We start from the raw sequence: 19,904 nt of genomic DNA on the forward strand, positions 1-19,904 counted from the left end.
GATGGAAATCCCATCTATCTTCTAGCTCAACATTTTTTCGCCCAACACGACATCCAGTTTGATGTCAAACAGGTGATTGGTCTGACAAATGAAGACCCTGTTTCAACCGAATTCAGGCCCCTTAAACAAGTCATTGAGCGACTTAATCGTACATTTAAGGGAAACTATCGTTCTACACACGGCTTTGGTTCAGAACATGGTTCTGTTTCCTATGTCACCTTGTTTGTCGCTTACTTTAATTTTCTGCGACCACATGCCTCTTTAGAGGGAAAGGTACCTGTTGTCAATCCATCCTTATCAGGTCTTCCTACAATGCCGGCACGGTGGACAAAGCTGATCGAGTTAGCTCAACAATGGATCGTTAAACAGCGGTTAGCCTAACTTTTTGTTTAGCTGAGCCCCTTGTTTTTTATTCGGCTATTCAGCAATCGGCGGAGCGAACTCTTGACAAACCGAACTTGCCAATGGTTTAAAATTGGAAAAACCAAGGGCTTATTTGACCTGCCTTCTTTTTGTCCCCTTCGCCCTTGTTAGTCTGAATTCAAACCATTGGCGTGTTTGTCAAGAGCGATTGCGGCAGCTTACCACCCCTTTTAGACCTTAGAGTTACTTTTCGGCTTTTGTTTTCATAGAATTTTTGACACTACCTCACCACCTGTAAATATGCAAATTAACACTTTAAAATGACCATTTAATTCCTTTATGGAAAAGGGATATAATAATTTATATAAATGGCATATGTTATAAATACATGCTTCGATATATCGAAGGAGGTGCTCGTATCAAAGATAATCTGCAGTATATTTTAGAACGCTCCGAGCTTCATCTTATAGAATTTGATATCCATGTGCGTAATGAAATGAGTTTTATGAAACGTTCATTGCCCTATTATGTCATGTCTTACCACAAGAAAGGTCAAGCGAAGCTTAGACTTAATAATGAGATAAAAGAAATTTATCCTGGAACAGTCATCTTTATTCCTCCACATCACGAATTCGATCATTATATGGATACTACCATGGAAACGGAATTTCTTTGGTGGCACTTTACTCTTAAGGTGGGGAATACCATTGACATTTTACGCCTGTTTCAATTTCCTCATACGTTCACTTTAAATAATAGGGATTATTTTGAAAGCATTTTCTCTGAGTTTATTCGGGCATCTGAACAAGGGAACTATCTAACTAGGACCATTCTAAAGAAAGCGAAAGCTTATGAACTGCTCTACTTAATTTTAGAAGGGGCACTCCATTCCAATGAAGGAAATATAATGGACGATCAGTCGATGAGCTTCCTATCAATTCTTATTCATATTATTAAGAAACCAGAAAAAGAATTGCGATTGCAAGACTTATCCAAAGAGTATCACCTGCATCCAACGTATATTAGCAACCGTTTTAAAAAAATTTTCGGAAAGTCGCCTATTCAAATGCAAAGGCAGCTCCGTATAAATCAAGCAAAAGTATTGCTAAAGACGAGTCAATTAACTGTATTAGAAATTGCGCAATCAGTGGGCTATACAACGGTTCCTGTATTTTCGCGAATGTTTAAAAACCATGTTGGTTTATCGCCTAGTCAATATCGAAGCCTAAAAGTATTAGAAAGTGATGAACAGATAAACTGAAGACGCTTGTAGCTGGTAAGCATGATATTTCTCGGAACGATTAAAAATAAAAGGCGGTGAGCATATTGATTTTAAATCAAAGCATGGAAAGGAATAATCAGAAGTTTTCGATCTGTGTTGACTCTGTGTACTCGGGAAGAGATTTCTTTGAAAGCTTAGAGGAAATCAATCAACTCGGCTTCACTCATTTTGAATTTTGGAGTTGGTGGAATAAAGATATAAAACGTATCGCAAAAGAAAAAAAACGATTAAATCTGCAAGTTTCTTCATTTTGCACAAAGTTTGTTTCTCTGGTTGATGCTTCAAAAAGGGATGATTATCTCAAGGGTTTACAAGAAACACTGACGATAGCCAAAGAGTTAGATTGCAAAATTATAATTACGCAAGTCGGAGATGAATTAGCCAATGTATCGAGAAAAGAGCAGTATCGAAATGTGGTTAATGGGCTAAAAGCATGCATTCCTATCCTTTCTGAAGCTGGAGTAACGCTTGTGGTCGAACCCTTAAATACGCTCGTTGATCATCCTGGGTACTACCTCTACAGCTCTGATGAAGGATTCGCCATTATTGAGGAGGTCAATAATCGGCATGTGAAGCTATTATATGATATCTATCATCAACAAATTATGGAAGGTCATTTGATATCCCGTATTTTAGCGAATATCGATAAAATCGGCCATTTTCATGCTGCCGGAAATCCTGGAAGGCATGAGTTGGATATGGGGGAAATTCATTATCCTTCAATTTTGGAACATATCAAAAAGAGTAGCTATAAAGGCGTTGTAGGATTGGAGTATTTTCCAGTCGATGATCCAGCAGCTGGACTTAATAAATTACGTAACTTAACTATTAGAAGGAGTTGTTAACGATGCCGAAGCAATTAGTTGCGGTAAAACCTAGGAAAGCTGCAATTCTTGATTATACGGAGCGCTCCGTAAAAGCAAACGAAGTAAAAATTCGATTAACAAACGCATCACCTAAACATGGGTCTGAATTGGCTGCATTTCGTGGGGAAAGTCCGCATCAAATAGATTACTATAATGAAGAATGGCGCTTATTCTTACCAAGAGAAGAAGGACAAGATTCCGAATTTGGAAACTGGAATTTAGGGAATCAATGGGTGGGTATTATTGAAGAGACCGGTTCATCAGTAACTGATTATGCGATAGGAGACCGTGTATGCGGATACGGAGGAATACGTGAGACGCACAATATTGTAGCTGTGGATAATTTTTACTTGTTCCCTATGCCAGAAGATATGTCATGGAAAAGCGCGGTTTGTCTGGATCCAGCTATTTTTGCCTTAGGTGGAATTAGAGATGGACATGTTCGTGTGGGGGATCGTGTCGCCGTATTTGGTTTAGGAGCAATAGGACAAATTGCGGTACAAATGGCTAAGTTAGCTGGTGCATCCTATGTAGCTGCAGTTGATCCTATTGAACATCGACGTGAAGTGGCTTTACGTAATGGGGCGTGTGACATTTTTAATCCACTCAGTCAAGATGTGGGATATGAATTAAAGAAAGCTACCGAAAAGATGGGCGTGGATGTAGTCATTGAAACAAGTGCGAACGAACTTGCAATGAATCAAGTACTAAGGGGGCTTTCCTATGGGGGGACGGTTGCATACGTAGGATGGGCAAGACCTTTTCGAGGAGGAATGAATTGGGGGAACGAAGCTCATTTCAATAATGCTCACATTGTTTTCTCACGATCTTGTAGTGAACCGAATCCAGATCACCCTAGATGGAGCTTTAGACGTATTGAAGAAACCTGTTGGAAGTTATTAAGTGATGGTTTGATTAACTGTGAGGATGTTATTTATCCTGTCGTCCATTTTAATGAATCGGCAACTGCTTATGAAAAATACGTTGATCGACACCCGGAGAAAAGCATTAAATTGGGGATCGAGTTTTAAAAAAGCGAATGGACAAGAAGTAATTATAAAAGTAAAGGCTCTCTAATCAAATTGTGAAAAACTTATTTTGCAATAATGAGAGTCAGCTTGTTTAGTGGCGAATCCCGGAATTACTAAAAATAATATTGCTCTCATTAAATGGATGTGAAACGCAGTTGCTCCTTACGCTTTGAAAATTTTATGACAAAGGAGGTATTATGATGTGTTTCAGGAGGCTTTTTTTCAGCTGCGTCGTCGTTATGCTGGTTACAGGTTGTAACCCAAATACAATAATCAATGATGATGAAATTACGAATGAGATTACCGTGTGGGCTTGGAATCTAGAAGCTGATTACCTGAATGATCTTGTCCCAGCCTTTGAGGAACAATACCCCGAGGTCGAAGTAAATATTGTTAAGCTGAGTGCAGAACAAGTATATCAACGTCTAACAACTGGACTTGCTTCTGGTGAGGGGACTCAACTCCCTGATCTTGTTCAAGTAGAAGAGCAGCGACTCCCTCTATACCTGGATAACTTCCACGAGAGTTTTGTGAACTTATCAGACATGGGTTTCGATCAATACCGTGACGAATTTGTCGAAACGAAGATTGCTTCTCTTTTGAATGAGGAAGATGGGATAATGGCATTTCCGCGTGATATTGCCCCTATGGGGACGTTTTATCGCAAAGACATTTTCGAGGAAGCAGGCATTAATATGGATGAAATAGATACTTGGGATGATTACCTTAGAGCTGGCATTCAACTTCGAGAGAAGACTGGAACCTACTTGTTTGGAATACCCTTCAATGATGATGCTGGAATTTTTAAAGGGATGCTGGAGCAGCAGGATTCATTTTATTTTGACATGAAAGGAAATGTAGCGGCTGATACCGAGGAGGCACACCGTTCGCTTGAAATGCTAAAGAAAATGGACGAGTCTGGAGTAACTCTACGTGCTTCCACCATAAGCGAAATTCAAGCGGCCATGAAAAACAATGCTGTTGCAAGTGTAACGGGTGGTGTATGGTGGAAAGGAGTTATTGAAGAACAAATGCCTGAACAAGAAGGGAATTGGGGGGTTATCCCAATGCCAGCTTTTAAGAAAGGAGGATCAAATGCAGCGAACAACGGAGGAGCGAATTTAGCGATCCCTAGTGCATCTAACAACAAAGAAGCCGCTTATTTATTTGGTGAATTTGCATCGGCAAATGTTGACAACCTTCTCCATGGTTTATCCACTTATGGGCTCTATCCGTCTATGATTGAAGCAATAGAAGCTCCGGAAATGCAGGAAGAGATCGACTTTTTTGGGGGGCAAGAGATCTTCAAGGTTTTTAATGAGCAATTAGAAAATTTACCGGTAAATAATTTTACGAGCGATTACATGCGAGCGGAGAAACATTTTAATGATGCTGTTGGAAGAGTCATACTTCAAAATATGGAAGTAGATGAAGCACTAAAGACTGCAGGTAATCGTTTGAAGGCAAGTACAGGAAGGAGTGCTAGTAATGAGTAAAAAATCTACCGTTACGCACAACCCAATTCCTACACGTAAAGGAATTCAGGATACAAAGATCGCCCCTTATGTATTTATCGGACCAAGTTTGTTCTTTTTCATTTTGTTCACGCTTTATCCTGTGGTTTATTCATTATTTTTAAGTTTTCAAACCAGCGAAGGTGGAGAAAATGTCTTTGTGGGTCTTGGCAACTATATCCGCCTTTTTCAAGATAGCTTGTTTTATGAATCGCTTTTTAACACTTTTATCATTCTCTTGATTCAAGTGCCTATCATGATAGGCTTAGCACTCGTGTTGGCCACTGTTCTACACACGGGCATTCAGAAAGCAAAAGGTGTCTTGCGGGTGGCCTTTTTTACGCCAACTGTCACATCGCTCGTGGCTGCGTCGATAATCTTTCTTTTAATTCTTAACCAGGATTTTGGGATACTCAATTTTTTGCTTACTATTATTGGAATTGAGCATATTCCTTGGCTAAACGATCCAATTTGGGCAAAAGTGTCTTTAATCATGGTTACTGTATGGCGTTGGACCGGATACAACATGATTATTTTACTTGCTGGGCTGCAAATGATTCCAAAGGAACTTTACGAAGCAGCAAACATTGATGGAGCAGGCGTAGTTAAGCGTTTTTTCTCTATCACCATACCTCAACTGAAGCCCGTTATGCTGTTTACAACCATTATGGCGACAATTGGTACTTTCCAACTCTTTGATGAACCATTTAACCTTACGGGTGGAGGACCCATTAACGCTACGACTACAGTCACCATGTATTTGTATGAAAACGGATTCGAGTATTTCGATTTCGGATATGCATCGGCTATTGCTTATGTAGTTGTTTTGATTATTGCAGTCTTATCACTTATTCAATTTAAAATAGGTGATCGCGGATGACTATTGCTATGAAAATACTCAAATACATTGCATTAGCGCTAGGCTTAGTTTTAACGCTGGGTCCTTTTTACTGGATGATGGTGGGAGCGACTAATCCTTCAGGTGCCATTTTATCAGTCCCGCCAAACTTAATTCTAGGAAGTTATCTAGGTGAGAATTTCAAAAACTTGATGAACAGTGTGGATATTTGGCGTTCGCTCTTTAATTCTGTCATTATAACTGGTGCATTCACAATCTTTGCAGGGCTATTTAGTGCAGCAGCCGGTTATGCATTTGCAAAGTTTAAATTTCGAGGAAGAAATGTTCTCTTTGCAGTGTTTTTGATGTCAATGATGATTCCTTATCAAGCGCTGATCATTCCTCAATTTGAGCTTTTTGCCAAATTAGGACTCTTAAATACGTACAGTGCGGTCGTACTACCGCAACTTGCTTACCCATTTGCTATTTTTCTCATGAGGCAAAGTATGCAATCTATCCCAGATTCCATTATTGAGTCCGCGAGGATCGATGGTTGCGGTGAGTATCGAACGTTTTTCCAGATTTCCTTGCCCATGATGTTGCCCGCTATTGGGGCAATGTCCATCTTCTTATTTACTCACCAGTGGAATAACTTCCTTTGGCCATTAGTTGCCCTAGTTACGGAAGATATGTACACATTGCCAATTTTACTCTCTATTTTGGCAGGTCAGGATAATTTGGACTATGGACAGCTGATGTTAGCAGCAACTATCTCTGTGATACCGATTTTTGTGATCTTTTTATTCTTGCAGCGCTACTTTATCGCTGGCATTGTTGGGGGTGCTGTAAAGGGATAGGGTGTTGGGGACGTAACAGGTTCCCGAACAATACTGAATAGTGTTGGAGCCTAGCATATAAGAAGTTAAGCAATATCATGGAATCCAAAAACCACTTCTTTTACCGATATAGACAAGAAAGAGAGGTGTATTTATGGAAATAGATTTCAGTCTGCTTCAAGGACTTAGCAATGAATTTAGTGAATTATTAAACCTTAAACAAACAAAAATAAAAGATAAAAAAGAGTTATAATAAACACATAGATCAATGTATTTATTTCAGAGGGGGTGGTATCGTGAAACAACAAAGAAATTGGGCAGGAAATCTTATGTATCAAATGGGAGTAGATGGTCCTTGGTTTGATCGTTTGCCCCATTTTCGCCTTGATTTTATGCCGAGCAACGGAAGTGAGTTGCAATCAGAGTATCTGATTCCAAGACAATTTGCCATCGAGTCATTGCAAGTCATTCTGGAGATGCGTGCAACGATATCACCTCTACTTCATGTAAATGAAATCCGCAATGTGGCGAGGATGACTTTTGTTTGAGTCCAAGTTATCAACAAGATGTCATAGGTATTCATTTTACTTGGAAAGATGTTCAACAAGTTCTTCCGCAAATTGAAACAGCATTAGAGCCTTTTCAGGCACGTCCACACTAGGGAAAAGTATTCACGATAAGGGTACAATCTTTTTATGAGAAATTACCAGAATTCAGACAATTATTAGTTGAACATGATCCGGCAGGAAAGTTTCGAAATGAATTTATAAACCATTATATTTTCTAGAGGCTAGGTGGCTGGCATATGCCAATGAAGTAAGGTAAATCCTAATACATTTTCGCACTAGTAGAATGACAAAGAATGCCTATTCAATCGTTTGTAATTATTCCCAAATGAAACGGCACAGAAATTAATCAGAGACTCCTGTGCCATTCCCGTTTCATTCTCTAAACATCAAAATTTAACTTTCTGCTTGGATGGGCGGGTTGTCGTCCAAATATCTAGTACCTGTTCCTTGATTTCTTCCATTAGGTTTTCTATGGCGTCAGTTACAGCCTATTAAAGATGGGATGTTGACCCCAGCCATCAATGCTCTCTTCTTCCATATAATAGAAATTCGCAAACCCCTCAAAATGATCCCCATACTGCATGAACAAGACTTGAATGCGTAAGCCCTTATGAGTCGTCCGAAATGATCCTCGTCCTTTGGTAATGGTTGCATGTTTATCCCCCATTTCTATGATAAAACACATATCAGCAAAAAATAGGGTTGACTGTAACCGCTATTACGCTATTAGTATTAAGATGTTATCAAATGTAACCATAATGTAACCAAAAAATAACAATAAACCTATCGAAGAGAATGCCAATTTTAGAATTATCCTCAGCGCTGAAGAGTAAAAGTTTTTCGAGCTAATCCTCCCCAGTTTTTCTGAATATGGGAAAACCAACTGGTAAATTTTACCATGTGGATAAGTCCATTCAACTACTTTCGCATTTTTTCATAAATTTTACTCCTCAAGGCTGGTAATATAATTCCCCTAATTGACTTACAACCAATATATTTACTATAATAGAGAAAAAAGGATATATCTATGGTTTCTTCTATTGTTCTATCTAAAAACTTTAATCAATTTTCAAAAGTTCTATATCACGGAACGACATCCAGTAAATATGAATCACTTCGAGCCGGAGTTAATATTTCCTTCTGTGAGGAATTTACTGACTTTGGAAAGGGTTTCTATTTAACTTCTAATTTTCTACAAGCAAGTAGACATGCGGATAAACGTTCAGGTAATAAGGAAGAATCAATAGTTTTTGTTTATGAGCTTGACATACAAGGTTTAAAACAGTTATATAAAGGATATATACTGAATAAAATGGATGTAGAATGGGCAAAATTTATTTATGACAACCGATCTCGAAAGACTAATTACACCCATAACTTTGACTTTGTATTAGGTGGAGTCGCCGATGGAGCAATTTTTGACCTTGTAAAAGCCGTTGATTTGGGCCTTGATATTAAAGACTTTTATGAGGAAATTGCCAAATACGGAACTTACGACCAATTATCTATACACAATCAAGATATATTCAAATACAATATAATCAAATACTCAAAGGTGGTGAAAGCATATGCAAAAAATGAATCGTATGACCAAAGAGGAATTAATGTCATTTCTTAAATTTGAGCATGAAAACGGATATCCTTCCTTTAGAGCTGAAATTGCACAGGTGTTACATGAAAGGTATAATGTTAGCCTTCAAAAGGCAGAGGAACTTGTATGGAATGATTTTATTGGTGAAAAAATAACCGAAGATATTGAGTGGTCGCAGCATATGGGGCCAAACTATTGGGCAAAATTCATTTTAGCCAATTGTAAGGATGCTTTACCCAAAAGAATGGGACGTTTAGTTCCGCAATATTAAAAGAGCCCCTTTTCGTATTTTACTACTTAATGGGGCTTTTTTTGTGCCAATCGGGACTGCCTTAAGTATGCGCCAAGTTCATCACTAAGTGCCAGCCTCTGATACAGATGATAATCGTTATTTATTTTAAGATAAAAGCTAATCCCGCCTATACGACCCCAAGCCTCTTCACCATTTCCACACCAGAGCTGTTATGCATTCCGTGACGGTTAATAAATAGATAAGTTGTTTTTAAGATGCAAAAAAGAAGTAATACTTAACTTTAAAAACGTTAAACACTACTCTTTAATATGGTCTGTAGACCTATATCAAGCCTTTAAAAGTTGTCTTTCTGCAAACGCTACTCGATCGATTTTTCCAGCATTGTCACGAATAAAATGAAAGGTAATCTCATCTTCTCGCATGTGGGCTAAAAACCAATCTTTATCGATTGCTTGGACATTGTCTTTAAGCAATCCGGGGGCGTCTGCTTGAAGTTTGTTGTCCACGATCGTAAAGGTAACTTTTATTCCCTCACTCGAAACAAACTCTCCAGTATATTCTTGCAATGCTTCAATTGGTAATTCTTTAGCTGTAACATTTAAGTAAGAGGCGTTTAAAGGTTGATCAAGGTAGTCAGCAAAGGCATTAAAAAGAACCTTCGATGATGGAACTGCCCCGAGATTCGCTAAAGCAATCCCCGCTAATCCAATTTCGGGAAGGATATTGATTTGCGCGGCAACACCTTTCAAGTCTCCGCCGTGTTGCAAGAGTTTATGACCAAAATAATCAGGTATGATTTTTAACCCATAACCATAATAGGAACGATAATCACATTGAATATGCGGAGTCATCATCAGCTCAACACTTTCAGGTGAAAGAATTTGTGCATCTCCTACCTTACCATCATTTCGATAAATTTCTGTATATCTGAGCATGTCTTTCACCGTGGATTTTAAGAAGCCCGACGCACGCATCGGAGGCGCATCCCAGGGATTATTGGAGCGAAAGACAATGGTTTCACCGTCTTTTTGCTTTACATCATATAAAACCGCGATATCTTCGTGGCCTTGTAAGTCTTCATAATGAAAGCCACTATGATGCATATCCGCTGGCTTTAAAATATGATCTTTGATGTATTCTTCGTAAGGGAAACCACTTACTCGTTCAATAATTAGTCCCAAAAGTGAGTAACCATCGTTAGAATATGTATACTCTGTTCCAGGTTCGCCAAGTAATGTATACTCTAAATTTCCCAAACTTGTAAGAAAATCCTCATAAGTATTAATATATGGAAAATTCGCTGGAATTTGTCCTTCATCCCCAAATTTCGGATCTTTTTCCATACTCTTTCTTAAGGCTCCAAAAAGAAGCGGTAAAGAGGGTAAACCAGATGAATGGGTCAAAAGGTGATGAATCGTCATTTTTTTCGTGTATTCCGCACGAGGTGTTTTTAACTCAGGGATATAGTTTAAAACCGGATCGTGGATAGAGAGCTTCCCAATCTCTTGAAGTTGAAGAATTGCTATAGCAGTAAAGGATTTGGTTATGGAACCAATTCCAAATACCGTGTTAGAAGTAAGTGGCAAACCTTTTTCCGTGTCGCGATAGCCAATCTTTTTTTCGTAAAAAAGTTCCCCGTCTTTGGCCAGTCCTAAAGCTAAAGCAGGGATTTGATAATTCTCGGTTATTTCATTGCAAAATGCCTCAAAACTACTTTGTATCCCTTCTTGTTTCATTTATTTATCCTCCCCTTTTTCTTCACTATCTGTTCTTCTAGGAATAAATACCCCTATTATCATAATTATATAGTTACTTGACGTTTTCTGTCAATGTGATTAGAGGGAATTTTCTGTTTTTTAATGATGCGAGGGTGCAATTTTTTTCTAATTCTATACTGAACGTGGCCAATAATCTTTTATATTCATTACATTGACACAAATTGGGGAGGTCATTATAATAAAACATAGTCAAAAAGTGCGGTAACTAAATATTTTGAATTTTTGGGGGGATCATCATTAAAATTACTAATATAAAAGTTGACACGTTGAAATTGGAGTTGTATAAACCTTTGACCGTTGCCTTAGGAACAATAGAGCATGTAGAAACCTTACTTGTGCAAATTGAGACAGATGAAGGGTTGATAGGAATCGGAGAAGGGGCTCCGTTTGAATATGTAACGGGAGAAACTCTTACGACCTCTTTATCAGTTGCTGAAATATTCAAAAAAGTGTTAATAGGGGAAAATCCACTGAATATCGAGAAAATCCATACGATGATGGATAAAACCATTGTTGGAAATACAGCTACAAAGGCAGCATTTGATATTGCTCTCTACGATATTATGGGCAAACAGTTGAATGCTCCATTGTATCAACTTTTAGGCGGAAGTGGTCATTCGTTTTTGACAGATGTCACGATCGGTATCGATGCGCCCGAAAAAATGGCTAAAGAGGCAAAAGAACGGGTAGATAGTGGTTTTTCAATTTTAAAAATCAAAGCAGGTTTAAATCCAAACGAAGATATAGAAGCGATCCGCTTGATCCGCGATGCAGTCGGAAACGATATTCGCATTCGGGTGGATGCAAATCAAGGGTGGACCGTTCCTGAGGCGATTCGTGTTATGAAGGCGATCGAAGACTATAGAGTCGAGGCTGTTGAGCAACCACTTCCTAACTGGGATATTGAGGGACATGCCTATATTAGAAATAAAGTGAATATTTCCGTGATGGCAGATGAGAGTGTACATTCCCCTCAAGATGCTTTTAAAGTGTTGAAACAGGGAGCGGCTGATGTGATTAATATTAAACTGATGAAATCAGCTGGTCTTTATCATGCGATTCAAATTAATCATATGGCAGAAGCGGCAGGAATAGCTTGTATGGTTGGGTGTATGCTTGAAAGTAAAATTGGCATTACTGCTGGGGCCAGTCTTGTTGCTGCAAAGAAAAATATTCTTGAGGCAGATATGGATAGCTTCCTTTATGTCAAAGATACTGGCATTAAGGGTGGAGTATCGATTGAAAATGGTATGATCACATTGCCAGAAAAACCAGGATTAGGAATCGAACTTACACTATAAAAATATATCTTGAATCCACTGAAAAGTCCTTCATTTACATGAATTTTTACTGTGAAGAGAGAGTTTTCACACCATTATTAAATGAGTGATAGTACCGAAAAAGTCGGTTGAAAAATATGTTTTTGAGATCAAAATATATTGATTTTAAACTTGCATATAAGACTTTGCTTGCAGATTGTAAAACCTTGGCAGCCTTTTTGGGAAAATGCCAAGTGTATTCCAAGTAGTGAACAAATATGTGAAACACCTTGACAGCTAGTTGGGTGGAAAAAATGAAGGCAGGATGGAAGAACTTAGAAGGAGAATATTATGGGAGCTTTGTTTACGAGTACGGGGAGTTTGTTAGCCATTATGGCCCTTACGGTTGCTGTAGGTTTCTATGTGCAACGATTCAGAGGATTTAAAATGTTGGGCCCTGCCCTGATTGTGATTATTTTAAGTATTATTCTTGCAAATTTGCGAATTGTGCCATTTAGTGCAGATGTTTATGGTGTCATTGCTGAATATGCGATTCCACTATCGATTGCAATGATGCTTTTAAGTGTCGATTTGAAAGCTATGTTAAGGATATCCAAAAAACCACTCTTAGCGATTCTATTGGCTAGCTTCAGTGTCAGTATTGTGACGTTAATTGCTGGGATGATTTTTGCGCCAATCATTGAAGAAGGTTGGAAAGTCGCGGGGATGTTTATCGGGACTTACACAGGGGGAAGCGCAAACATGGCGGCGATTGGTTATGCTTTGGATGCTTTACCGACAACTTTTGCTGCTGCCAATGCGGCTGACTATGTGATTGGCGTCCCTTCATTGGTTGCAATGTTTGCTTTTCCAAGCATTGCTGCAAAATCAAAATGGTTTCAAAAAGTATGGCCTTATTCCCTGTCTGACCCCGAGTTAAAAGGTGACAAAAGTGAAGTGGAAGAAGATCCATTTTTACAAAAGAAGAAGTGGAGCATTCAAGATATTGCTTGGGGCTTTGCGATTGCCTTTACGATTACGGCTGTGGCAACCTTTTTCTCTAGATATGCACCTGAGTCGTTTCAAAGTTCAGCCCGGATTTTATTGATTACCACTTTTGCGATTATCGGGGCACAATTTGGCCCCGTTAAAAAGTTGAAAGGAAACATGGATTTAGGTTTATTTGTTGCGCTCTTTTTCCTGACAACGGTCGGATATATGGTCAATATTAAAGAATTTCTAAGCTCTACTCTGGCGATTGCGTTATTCTGTTGTGTTGTGGTGATTTCCTCATTACTCGTCCATGCGCTCCTATGTCGTCTGTTAAAAATTGAATATCAATATGTTGTGATTGGGATTGTCGCTGCGATCGCAGATGGATCCACTGCCGCATTGATCGCAGCTTCCGCTAATTGGAGAAATCTCATTAGTATTGCGGTTGTTCTCGGCGTAATCGGATCAGTGATGGGGAATTATCTCGGTATCAGTATCGCTTATTTGATTAAATTTATTATCGGTGGATAAAAATTGGAAGCTTCTATCCTTCTGTGGCACTATTTGGACCCAAGCAGGTAGAAAATGGACGTAGATGTCCTACGTAGCTCCTGCACCAGTCCTTGAGTTTTTGCTAATCATAAATTCTCAATTCCCCATCAAATCTTTACTTGAAGTGGAGGGATTTGCTTCTAAACTATGGGGAGAACAAAATCCAATCAGGAGGTCGAAGCCTATGTCAATTTATCATTTGTATCGCTCAGGTATTCATGAAGCGACAATTGAATGTACAGAAGATGTTCTTTTTCTGTGTAGGAGAAATGTAGAGGAAAATAATTGGGAAGAAAAGAGAATCTTAGAGATGGAAGAGGCTGAAAAAATTGAAAAAATGTATCATATCCATCCAATAAAAGTTTACCAGCGACTACCAGAATTAAGAGGAATTTTCCAACCAAATCTACAGATTGTTCATACCTCTTATGGGGCCATTTATCAAAAACATGAAGAGGAGCAAAATTTATGGGTGGAACGTGAACGGCAATTTCCACTCGATATTGTGATGATTGAGCAAGAGCCGGTAGCTTTTATCAGCCCCGCACGGGAGAATTGCCATGTACTGGTAAAGGCAGGTTTTGAGTCCTATACCCCGGTAAAGTTATGGGAGGAAGATGTTTCTCCAGCACAATATGGGATCAATCATCTCGGAAACTTTCGTGTGAAAATGCGCGATGGGATTCATCTTGCAACAGATGTGTGGTTGCCAAAAGAGCTTGAACAGGCCGTTCCTGTTATTTTTGTTCGGACTCCTTATGGAAGATTGGCTTATGAGAAAATGTATACAAACTATATCCAATGCGGGTATGGGCTCGTCATACAGGATACACGTGGTCGACAAGATTCGGAAGGAGAATGGATTCCAATGACTGCGGAAATGGAGGATGGTGATGATAGTCTAAATTGGATCGCCGCTCAAGACTGGTGTGACGGAAATATTGGTATGATCGGCGCTTCATACGGTGGCTATGTCCAGTGGGCCGCCGCAGCTAGTGGTAATCCGTATTTGAGGGCTTTAGTTAGTATTGTGACAGCAGGTAGTGCCTTTATGGATATTCCTCGTAAAGGGGGGACGCTTGTTTCTGGGATGTTAGCATGGGCGTTTGCAATGGCAGAAAAAGAATTTAAGCCCGAAAATATGTTGCGTTCAGATTGGGAAGACATCGTCAAAATGAGACCCTTAAAGGATATTCCGAAAAAAGTATTAGGGCAAGATATTCCGTTTTGGAGCGAATGGATGGAACATGCTCATGAAGACCGATTTTGGCAGCGAGTCAATTGGTCGCTTCATAAAGATGCGATTCAAGCACCAGCCCTGATTGTCTCAGGATGGTATGATGACAATGGCATGGGAACGACAGAGGCTTTGGATATTGTAGCAGATTACAAACAACAAGATAAACGAGTGATTCTGGGACCGTGGATGCATAATCTCAATACAACTCGAGATATTCATGGAGTTCCATTGGGTAATAACGCCCTTCGCTACGATTTGGACTATAAATTTCAACAATGGTTTGATTACAAATTAAAGGGAATTAATAATCAGATCGCGGATGATCCGACAGTTCAATATTATATAACGGGGGAAAATAAATGGACTTCAGCTCATAGCTGGCTACCAGAACAAGTGGAATGGCAAAATCTCTATTTATCTAGTGGGGGTAAGAATGCGGCTTCAAATGGAGAAGGGGAATTATGCTTCGATGATCAGATACATGAAGGTTACGACGAGTACGTCTATGATCCTGAACAACCGGCCCCGCATCTGATTGATATCTCGGAAAATGAATGTGGTGTTCCTGCTGATTACCAAGAGGTAGAGAAACGCAAAGATGTGCTTGTATATAGTACAGAGGCACTTCAAGAATCGATAACTGTCGCTGGTGATCTTATTGTAAAGCTTTATGCAGCTAGTTCAGCACAAGATACGGATTGGATTGTGCGGTTAACGGATGTTGATCCTAAAGGACGTTCGATTAAGTTAACAGACGGTGTATTACGCGCTCGTTACAGAAACGGTTTTGATCATGAAGAACTTCTGGAATCGAATAAGGTTGAGGCGTACACCATTCGAACAGGAAAATTCGCCCATACCTTTAAAGTGGGGCATCGAATCCGTTTTACCGTCACATCCAGCGCGGATCAATTTATATTTCCTAATCATAATACAGGACAAGACCTAGCCACAGACACGGAGATGAAAAAGGCGCTCCAAAAAATTTATCATCGTCAATCGGAACGATCACATATTCAGCTGCCTGTCATAAAGATGTGATATTTTATTGGCTGGCAAGCATGTATTATCAGAAAGCCATTAGGGTTTAATAGTAAACAAAGGAACTTGTAGAATTGTCTAATAAAAGTTCAGTGGTAAGCGGAGTTTGTTTTAATTATCGTCATTTCCCATTGGTTCGGCAATTAAAAGACGAGCTTCATTCTAAGAGTCATAGAACGTTTATCATGTTCATGGTAGTTATCTGCAGGATTGGTGTTTGTATGACACGGATTATAGTTGGAGGATGGAGCGAGAGAAAAATGGCCATCTCGTGCAACGGCAGATATCGGTTCTCATTGGTGTGATATTGTCCAATATATAATGGATAAGAAAATTGTAGAAGTGCTGGCAGATTTGAAAACCGTACACAGTGTCCGAAAGAAAACGAAAAATCAAGTGAGTACATTTGAAAAAAGAGAATTGTTTGAGACAGAAGATGTCCCCATTGATACCGAAGATTATGGAAGTGTATTAATTCGTTTTGAGGATGGCGTACAAGGAGTTTTCACTGTCTCTCAAGTAGCTGCCGGAAGGAAAAACCGTTTGTTTCTGGAAATTGCTGCTGAACATTCATCTTTTTCATGGGATCAGGAAGAACCTAATAAATTATGGATTGGTAAAAGAAATGAAGCGAATCTAGAAATGATAAGAGATCCAAGTCTATTAAATAAAGATACTGTCAATCTTACTCATTATCCCGCTGGTCACAAGAAGGTTGGCCAGATGGATTGAAAATTTAACGATTGATTTCTATGGAACGATAAAAGGAGAAGTGAAGAATCCAAGTTTTGCAACCTTTAAAGATGGACATCAAATCGTGTTAGTAGTTGAGGCGATAGTAAGCAGTCATTAGAATAAGAAATGGGTGAAAATAGATGACATGATTATTGAGAGTGAAATCTTGTTAGGAGGGTATAAGTAAGGAAATAGGTGCAAGGTTCCAATCCAATTTTGTTTCGGAATCTTGCACTTGAGCTAATATACAGTGAAACTTGGTTTGATTATATGAATAGAGGGGCCCATATTGATATGCAAAATTCGAAGCACACTAATTAAAAAATAAGCGTAAAATTTTCTCCCATAGTTAGTAGAAAAAATATTACGCTATTTTGAAAAATCCTCTAAATATTATTGGCTGTTCAATTTAAAATTAGGGAAATGGTTGTGAGGGAGTGTATCATTACATTCCTCTCAAGTAGTTATTCCTCTTGTCCTTGAATCTCCTTTACAATGATTTCATATCTTTCTCCCATTTCACGAATGAAGGATTGACTATCTTTATCAGACTTTAAGAATTCAGTTGCTTCTTGGTGGATGAAGTCATTCTCATTGAATTCGGGGTTAGGTCCGTATTTAGAGTAAGGATGTAGTTTTGCTTTTTTCATATTAAAAATGGGGGAAAGATTATACGTTTTCTCGGTTTCTCCGATAATATTGGCACCAAATTGTTCAATAACTTCCTCATTTGCAATGGTTGGCGGATGACCAATTTTGGATAAATGCATCTGTGCTTTTTCTGATGATAAAAACTCGATAACCGCCCATGCGGCTGCTTTGTTATCACTATGCTTATTGATACTTAGTAACATGGGTGGGGTTGCGGGACCAACATTCGGTAAGTCAGACCATGTTGGCATTGTCACCATATCGAAGTTAAATCCTTCTACTTGGCTAAATAAAGGGAGCCATTGGATTTGCCCAATTGTCATGGACAAATTTTGTTCACTCGTGAAATTGTATTCGCCATCTGGGTTGATCATTTCCGGGATGTTTCTATAGTTATTGAGTAGTTCAAAGAATTTTGTGATCCCGGGGTCAGCTGGAAATAAGACTTCTCCTGTTTCTGGATCACTTCCTTTGATACTTAGCTGAGAATAGGCAAATGAATGAATCCCCATGCTTAAACCTTTATATTGGACTCCATTCTGTTCTTGAGTTAATTTTCGTGCTAAATCTAGCGTTTGCTCCCAAGTAATTCCATTTTTTGGATAATGTACGCCAAAAAGATCAAAGATATCTTTATTAAAGAACATGGCTTTAGGCATGTTTTCAAGTGGCATTCCATATAGTTGCCCTTCCTCGGTTGGATCAAGAGAACGGGCAAGATCTACGAGTCCTTCTTGAAAAATCCCTAAGTCAAAATTGAACCGACTTACATAAGGATCGAGTGATTCAAGCAAATCTAATTCATGTAACACTTCGAAATTTCCTGGCGCCCAAATAAGATCAGGTATCTCCCCAGTGGCAATCAGTTCTTGCAAACCTTCAGATTTAATGGGTTCCCCAATTAATTCAAGTTCGATATTGGGAAATTGCTTTTCAACCTGCGTTTTAAAACGTGTTTCAAACGTTTCTTCATCAACTGGAAGCATCATTGTTAATGTAACATCTTCTCCGTTGTACTCTGCATTGTTTATTTCGTCAGAATCTAATGAGTGAGTGTTACTATTATCAGATGTTTTTGAACAGGCGATAGAGAATAAAATTAATAAAAAAACTGTACCGATTAAAATCCATTTACTATTCGTCATTTTCATTTTAACTATCATTCCTTTCGCTGTGCTCAAGGCACAACTTTCATTTTTTGGATCATCTAGACGAAAGATAAAGATTACGAAGGGGTGATTTGAGATGGATATACCCGTCTCCTTTTTTAAGGATGTGAACGATTGTTTGTATAAAAATTTTACTATATCCCCGTTTTCAAGTATTCTTCTCTTGACGCAAAACAAAATGGAAGGTAAGGTTATTAAATAATAAAGCGCTTTCCTATTGATGAACGATGTCAAAAGGTTGTCGATAGACTTGTAAAGAATTCCTATTTCTGGGATGCTTGAAATCTTCAACGATTCAGGGATATAGTTTAATCATATAATGAATTTTGACCTCTCAATAGGATATTAGAAACATATCAATCGCACATTTTGAATATTACAAGGATGTGAAAATATGAGTTCTTTGTATTTCCTTCAGATGCCGATTAAAGATCGAGTGATTCCTCTTAGTTTAGTAACCATAGGATCTAATAATCAACCCTATCTAAACAGGCCGGTAGGACTGCCTTATCATCAGATTTTTTTAGCTACGGAAGGAAAAGGGATTTTTCGTCTATTTGGAGTTGGCGAATTTGAGTTATTACCAGGTGAGGTGATTATCATTCCTGCAGGAACAAGTCATGAATACTTTCCTTTATCTAGGAAGGCATGGGAACTTGGCTTTGTCGGTTTTGACGGTAAACTAGCGGATACGATGCTCGCACAATTAAATTTTCAAGAGATAAAAAAGATGGCCATTTATCCATTTTCTGTTATTTGGAAAAATATCGAACAACTCTGGTTTATTGCGAAAGAGAATGAGGACGATGCTCAATGGCATGCATCAAAGTATCTGTATTCTCTTCTATTAGAGTTAAAGAAATTATCTGAAGTTGATTATGGTGCTGAAAATGATTCGTATTCCCCTAATGGCCACGTTCAGAAGGTAGCCGAATTTATTCGAACACATTATAATAAACCACTTAGGGTAGCTTCTTTGTCAAACATGGCCGGATATTCAAATCATCATTTTACAAGACTGTTTCGGGAGACTTATGGGATGACTCCTCATCAATATTTGGAAAAAATTAGATTCGAAAAATCGAAGTTTTTACTTGAAGAGGAAAGAAGTTTGCTTATTTCTGAGGTAGCCAATCGTGTAGGGATGGAGGAAAATTATTTTATTCGATTGTTTAAGAAAAAATATGGCATAACCCCTGGGGCATATCGAGCAACATATGAAAAGGATGGGAGGTAGCTCTTTGTAAAGTTGGATACATTCGCCTTCTGTAGAGACTAGTTCAGAAGGCGTTCATTATATCCAGCTATAAAAAAATCATTATTATGTGCAATCTCTTTCTGAG

Annotated in this window: 17 protein-coding genes and 1 pseudogene; 16 read left to right on the forward strand and 2 right to left on the reverse strand. The window is 38.6% G+C overall.

From position 1 onward, the window contains the following. The 10 genes and pseudogenes from MUB24_RS14510 to MUB24_RS14555 all read left to right on the forward strand — a co-directional run. Positions 1 to 381, forward strand: a pseudogene (locus tag MUB24_RS14510) (DDE-type integrase/transposase/recombinase); the annotation flags it as partial. A 370-nt stretch (positions 382 to 751) separates the two neighbouring features. Further along, complete coding sequence (locus tag MUB24_RS14515; RefSeq protein WP_244705307.1) at positions 752 to 1,624, forward strand: helix-turn-helix transcriptional regulator; 873 nt, start codon at positions 752 to 754, stop codon at positions 1,622 to 1,624. A 65-nt stretch (positions 1,625 to 1,689) separates the two neighbouring features. After that, positions 1,690 to 2,490 carry a hydroxypyruvate isomerase family protein gene (locus MUB24_RS14520; protein ID WP_244705309.1) on the forward strand — a complete coding sequence of 267 codons (801 nt, stop codon included), beginning with the start codon at positions 1,690 to 1,692 and terminating at the stop codon, positions 2,488 to 2,490. A 2-nt stretch (positions 2,491 to 2,492) separates the two neighbouring features. Further along, positions 2,493 to 3,542 (forward strand): zinc-dependent alcohol dehydrogenase, encoded by a 1,050-nt coding sequence (locus MUB24_RS14525; protein WP_244705311.1) that lies wholly within the window; start codon positions 2,493 to 2,495, stop codon positions 3,540 to 3,542. Between the two features lie 200 nt (positions 3,543 to 3,742). Continuing rightward, a complete protein-coding gene (locus MUB24_RS14530) occupies positions 3,743 to 5,038 on the forward strand; it encodes an ABC transporter substrate-binding protein (RefSeq protein ID WP_244705313.1) in 1,296 nt (431 codons plus the stop codon). Then, on the forward strand, positions 5,031 to 5,936 hold the full coding sequence (locus tag MUB24_RS14535) for a carbohydrate ABC transporter permease (protein ID WP_244705314.1): 906 nt from the start codon (positions 5,031 to 5,033) through the stop codon (positions 5,934 to 5,936). The genes MUB24_RS14530 and MUB24_RS14535 overlap by 8 nt, the downstream gene beginning before the upstream one ends. An 8-nt stretch (positions 5,937 to 5,944) precedes the next feature. Further along, the gene (locus tag MUB24_RS14540) at positions 5,945 to 6,751 is read left to right on the forward strand and encodes a carbohydrate ABC transporter permease (RefSeq protein ID WP_244705316.1); all 807 of its coding nucleotides are present in this window, start codon (positions 5,945 to 5,947) and stop codon (positions 6,749 to 6,751) included. A gap of 275 nt (positions 6,752 to 7,026) precedes the next feature. Continuing rightward, a complete protein-coding gene (locus MUB24_RS14545) occupies positions 7,027 to 7,278 on the forward strand; it encodes a hypothetical protein (protein WP_244705318.1) in 252 nt (83 codons plus the stop codon). A gap of 1,048 nt (positions 7,279 to 8,326) precedes the next feature. Further along, positions 8,327 to 8,917 carry a DUF3990 domain-containing protein gene (locus MUB24_RS14550; RefSeq protein WP_244705319.1) on the forward strand — a complete coding sequence of 197 codons (591 nt, stop codon included), beginning with the start codon at positions 8,327 to 8,329 and terminating at the stop codon, positions 8,915 to 8,917. Beyond that, complete coding sequence (locus MUB24_RS14555) at positions 8,904 to 9,161, forward strand: hypothetical protein (RefSeq protein ID WP_244705321.1); 258 nt, start codon at positions 8,904 to 8,906, stop codon at positions 9,159 to 9,161. The genes MUB24_RS14550 and MUB24_RS14555 overlap by 14 nt, the downstream gene beginning before the upstream one ends. 308 nt (positions 9,162 to 9,469) lie before the next feature. On the opposite strand, the gene MUB24_RS14560 is transcribed toward MUB24_RS14555, so the two are convergent. Next, entirely contained in the window at positions 9,470 to 10,879 is a 1,410-nt protein-coding gene (locus MUB24_RS14560; protein ID WP_244705323.1) for a serine hydrolase domain-containing protein, read from the reverse strand. Between the two features lie 308 nt (positions 10,880 to 11,187). Between MUB24_RS14560 and MUB24_RS14565 the strand changes: the two genes are divergently transcribed. From MUB24_RS14565 to MUB24_RS14585, 5 genes are all read left to right on the forward strand, one after another. Continuing rightward, positions 11,188 to 12,222, forward strand: coding sequence for a mandelate racemase/muconate lactonizing enzyme family protein (locus tag MUB24_RS14565; RefSeq protein WP_244705325.1), 1,035 nt, complete (start codon positions 11,188 to 11,190; stop codon positions 12,220 to 12,222). A 309-nt stretch (positions 12,223 to 12,531) separates the two neighbouring features. Next, the gene (locus MUB24_RS14570; RefSeq protein WP_244705327.1) at positions 12,532 to 13,704 is read left to right on the forward strand and encodes a DUF819 family protein; all 1,173 of its coding nucleotides are present in this window, start codon (positions 12,532 to 12,534) and stop codon (positions 13,702 to 13,704) included. A 205-nt stretch (positions 13,705 to 13,909) separates the two neighbouring features. Beyond that, on the forward strand, positions 13,910 to 16,006 hold the full coding sequence (locus tag MUB24_RS14575; RefSeq protein ID WP_244705329.1) for a CocE/NonD family hydrolase: 2,097 nt from the start codon (positions 13,910 to 13,912) through the stop codon (positions 16,004 to 16,006). Between the two features lie 237 nt (positions 16,007 to 16,243). After that, complete coding sequence (locus MUB24_RS14580) at positions 16,244 to 16,738, forward strand: Gfo/Idh/MocA family protein (RefSeq protein WP_244705331.1); 495 nt, start codon at positions 16,244 to 16,246, stop codon at positions 16,736 to 16,738. Next, complete coding sequence (locus MUB24_RS14585) at positions 16,722 to 16,859, forward strand: hypothetical protein (RefSeq protein ID WP_244705333.1); 138 nt, start codon at positions 16,722 to 16,724, stop codon at positions 16,857 to 16,859. Before MUB24_RS14580 ends, MUB24_RS14585 begins: the two co-directional genes overlap by 17 nt. A 346-nt stretch (positions 16,860 to 17,205) precedes the next feature. Here MUB24_RS14585 and MUB24_RS14590 read toward each other — a convergent pair whose 3' ends face one another. Next, positions 17,206 to 18,543 carry an ABC transporter substrate-binding protein gene (locus MUB24_RS14590; protein WP_244705335.1) on the reverse strand — a complete coding sequence of 446 codons (1,338 nt, stop codon included), beginning with the start codon at positions 18,541 to 18,543 and terminating at the stop codon, positions 17,206 to 17,208. A gap of 412 nt (positions 18,544 to 18,955) precedes the next feature. On the opposite strand from MUB24_RS14590, the gene MUB24_RS14595 reads away from it, so the two are divergent. After that, positions 18,956 to 19,798 (forward strand): AraC family transcriptional regulator, encoded by an 843-nt coding sequence (locus tag MUB24_RS14595; RefSeq protein ID WP_244705337.1) that lies wholly within the window; start codon positions 18,956 to 18,958, stop codon positions 19,796 to 19,798. The last annotated feature ends 106 nt before the right edge of the window (positions 19,799 to 19,904 follow it).

Source organism: Lederbergia sp. NSJ-179, from assembly GCF_022867885.1.
Lineage (GTDB): Bacteria > Bacillota > Bacilli > Bacillales > Bacillaceae_C > Lederbergia.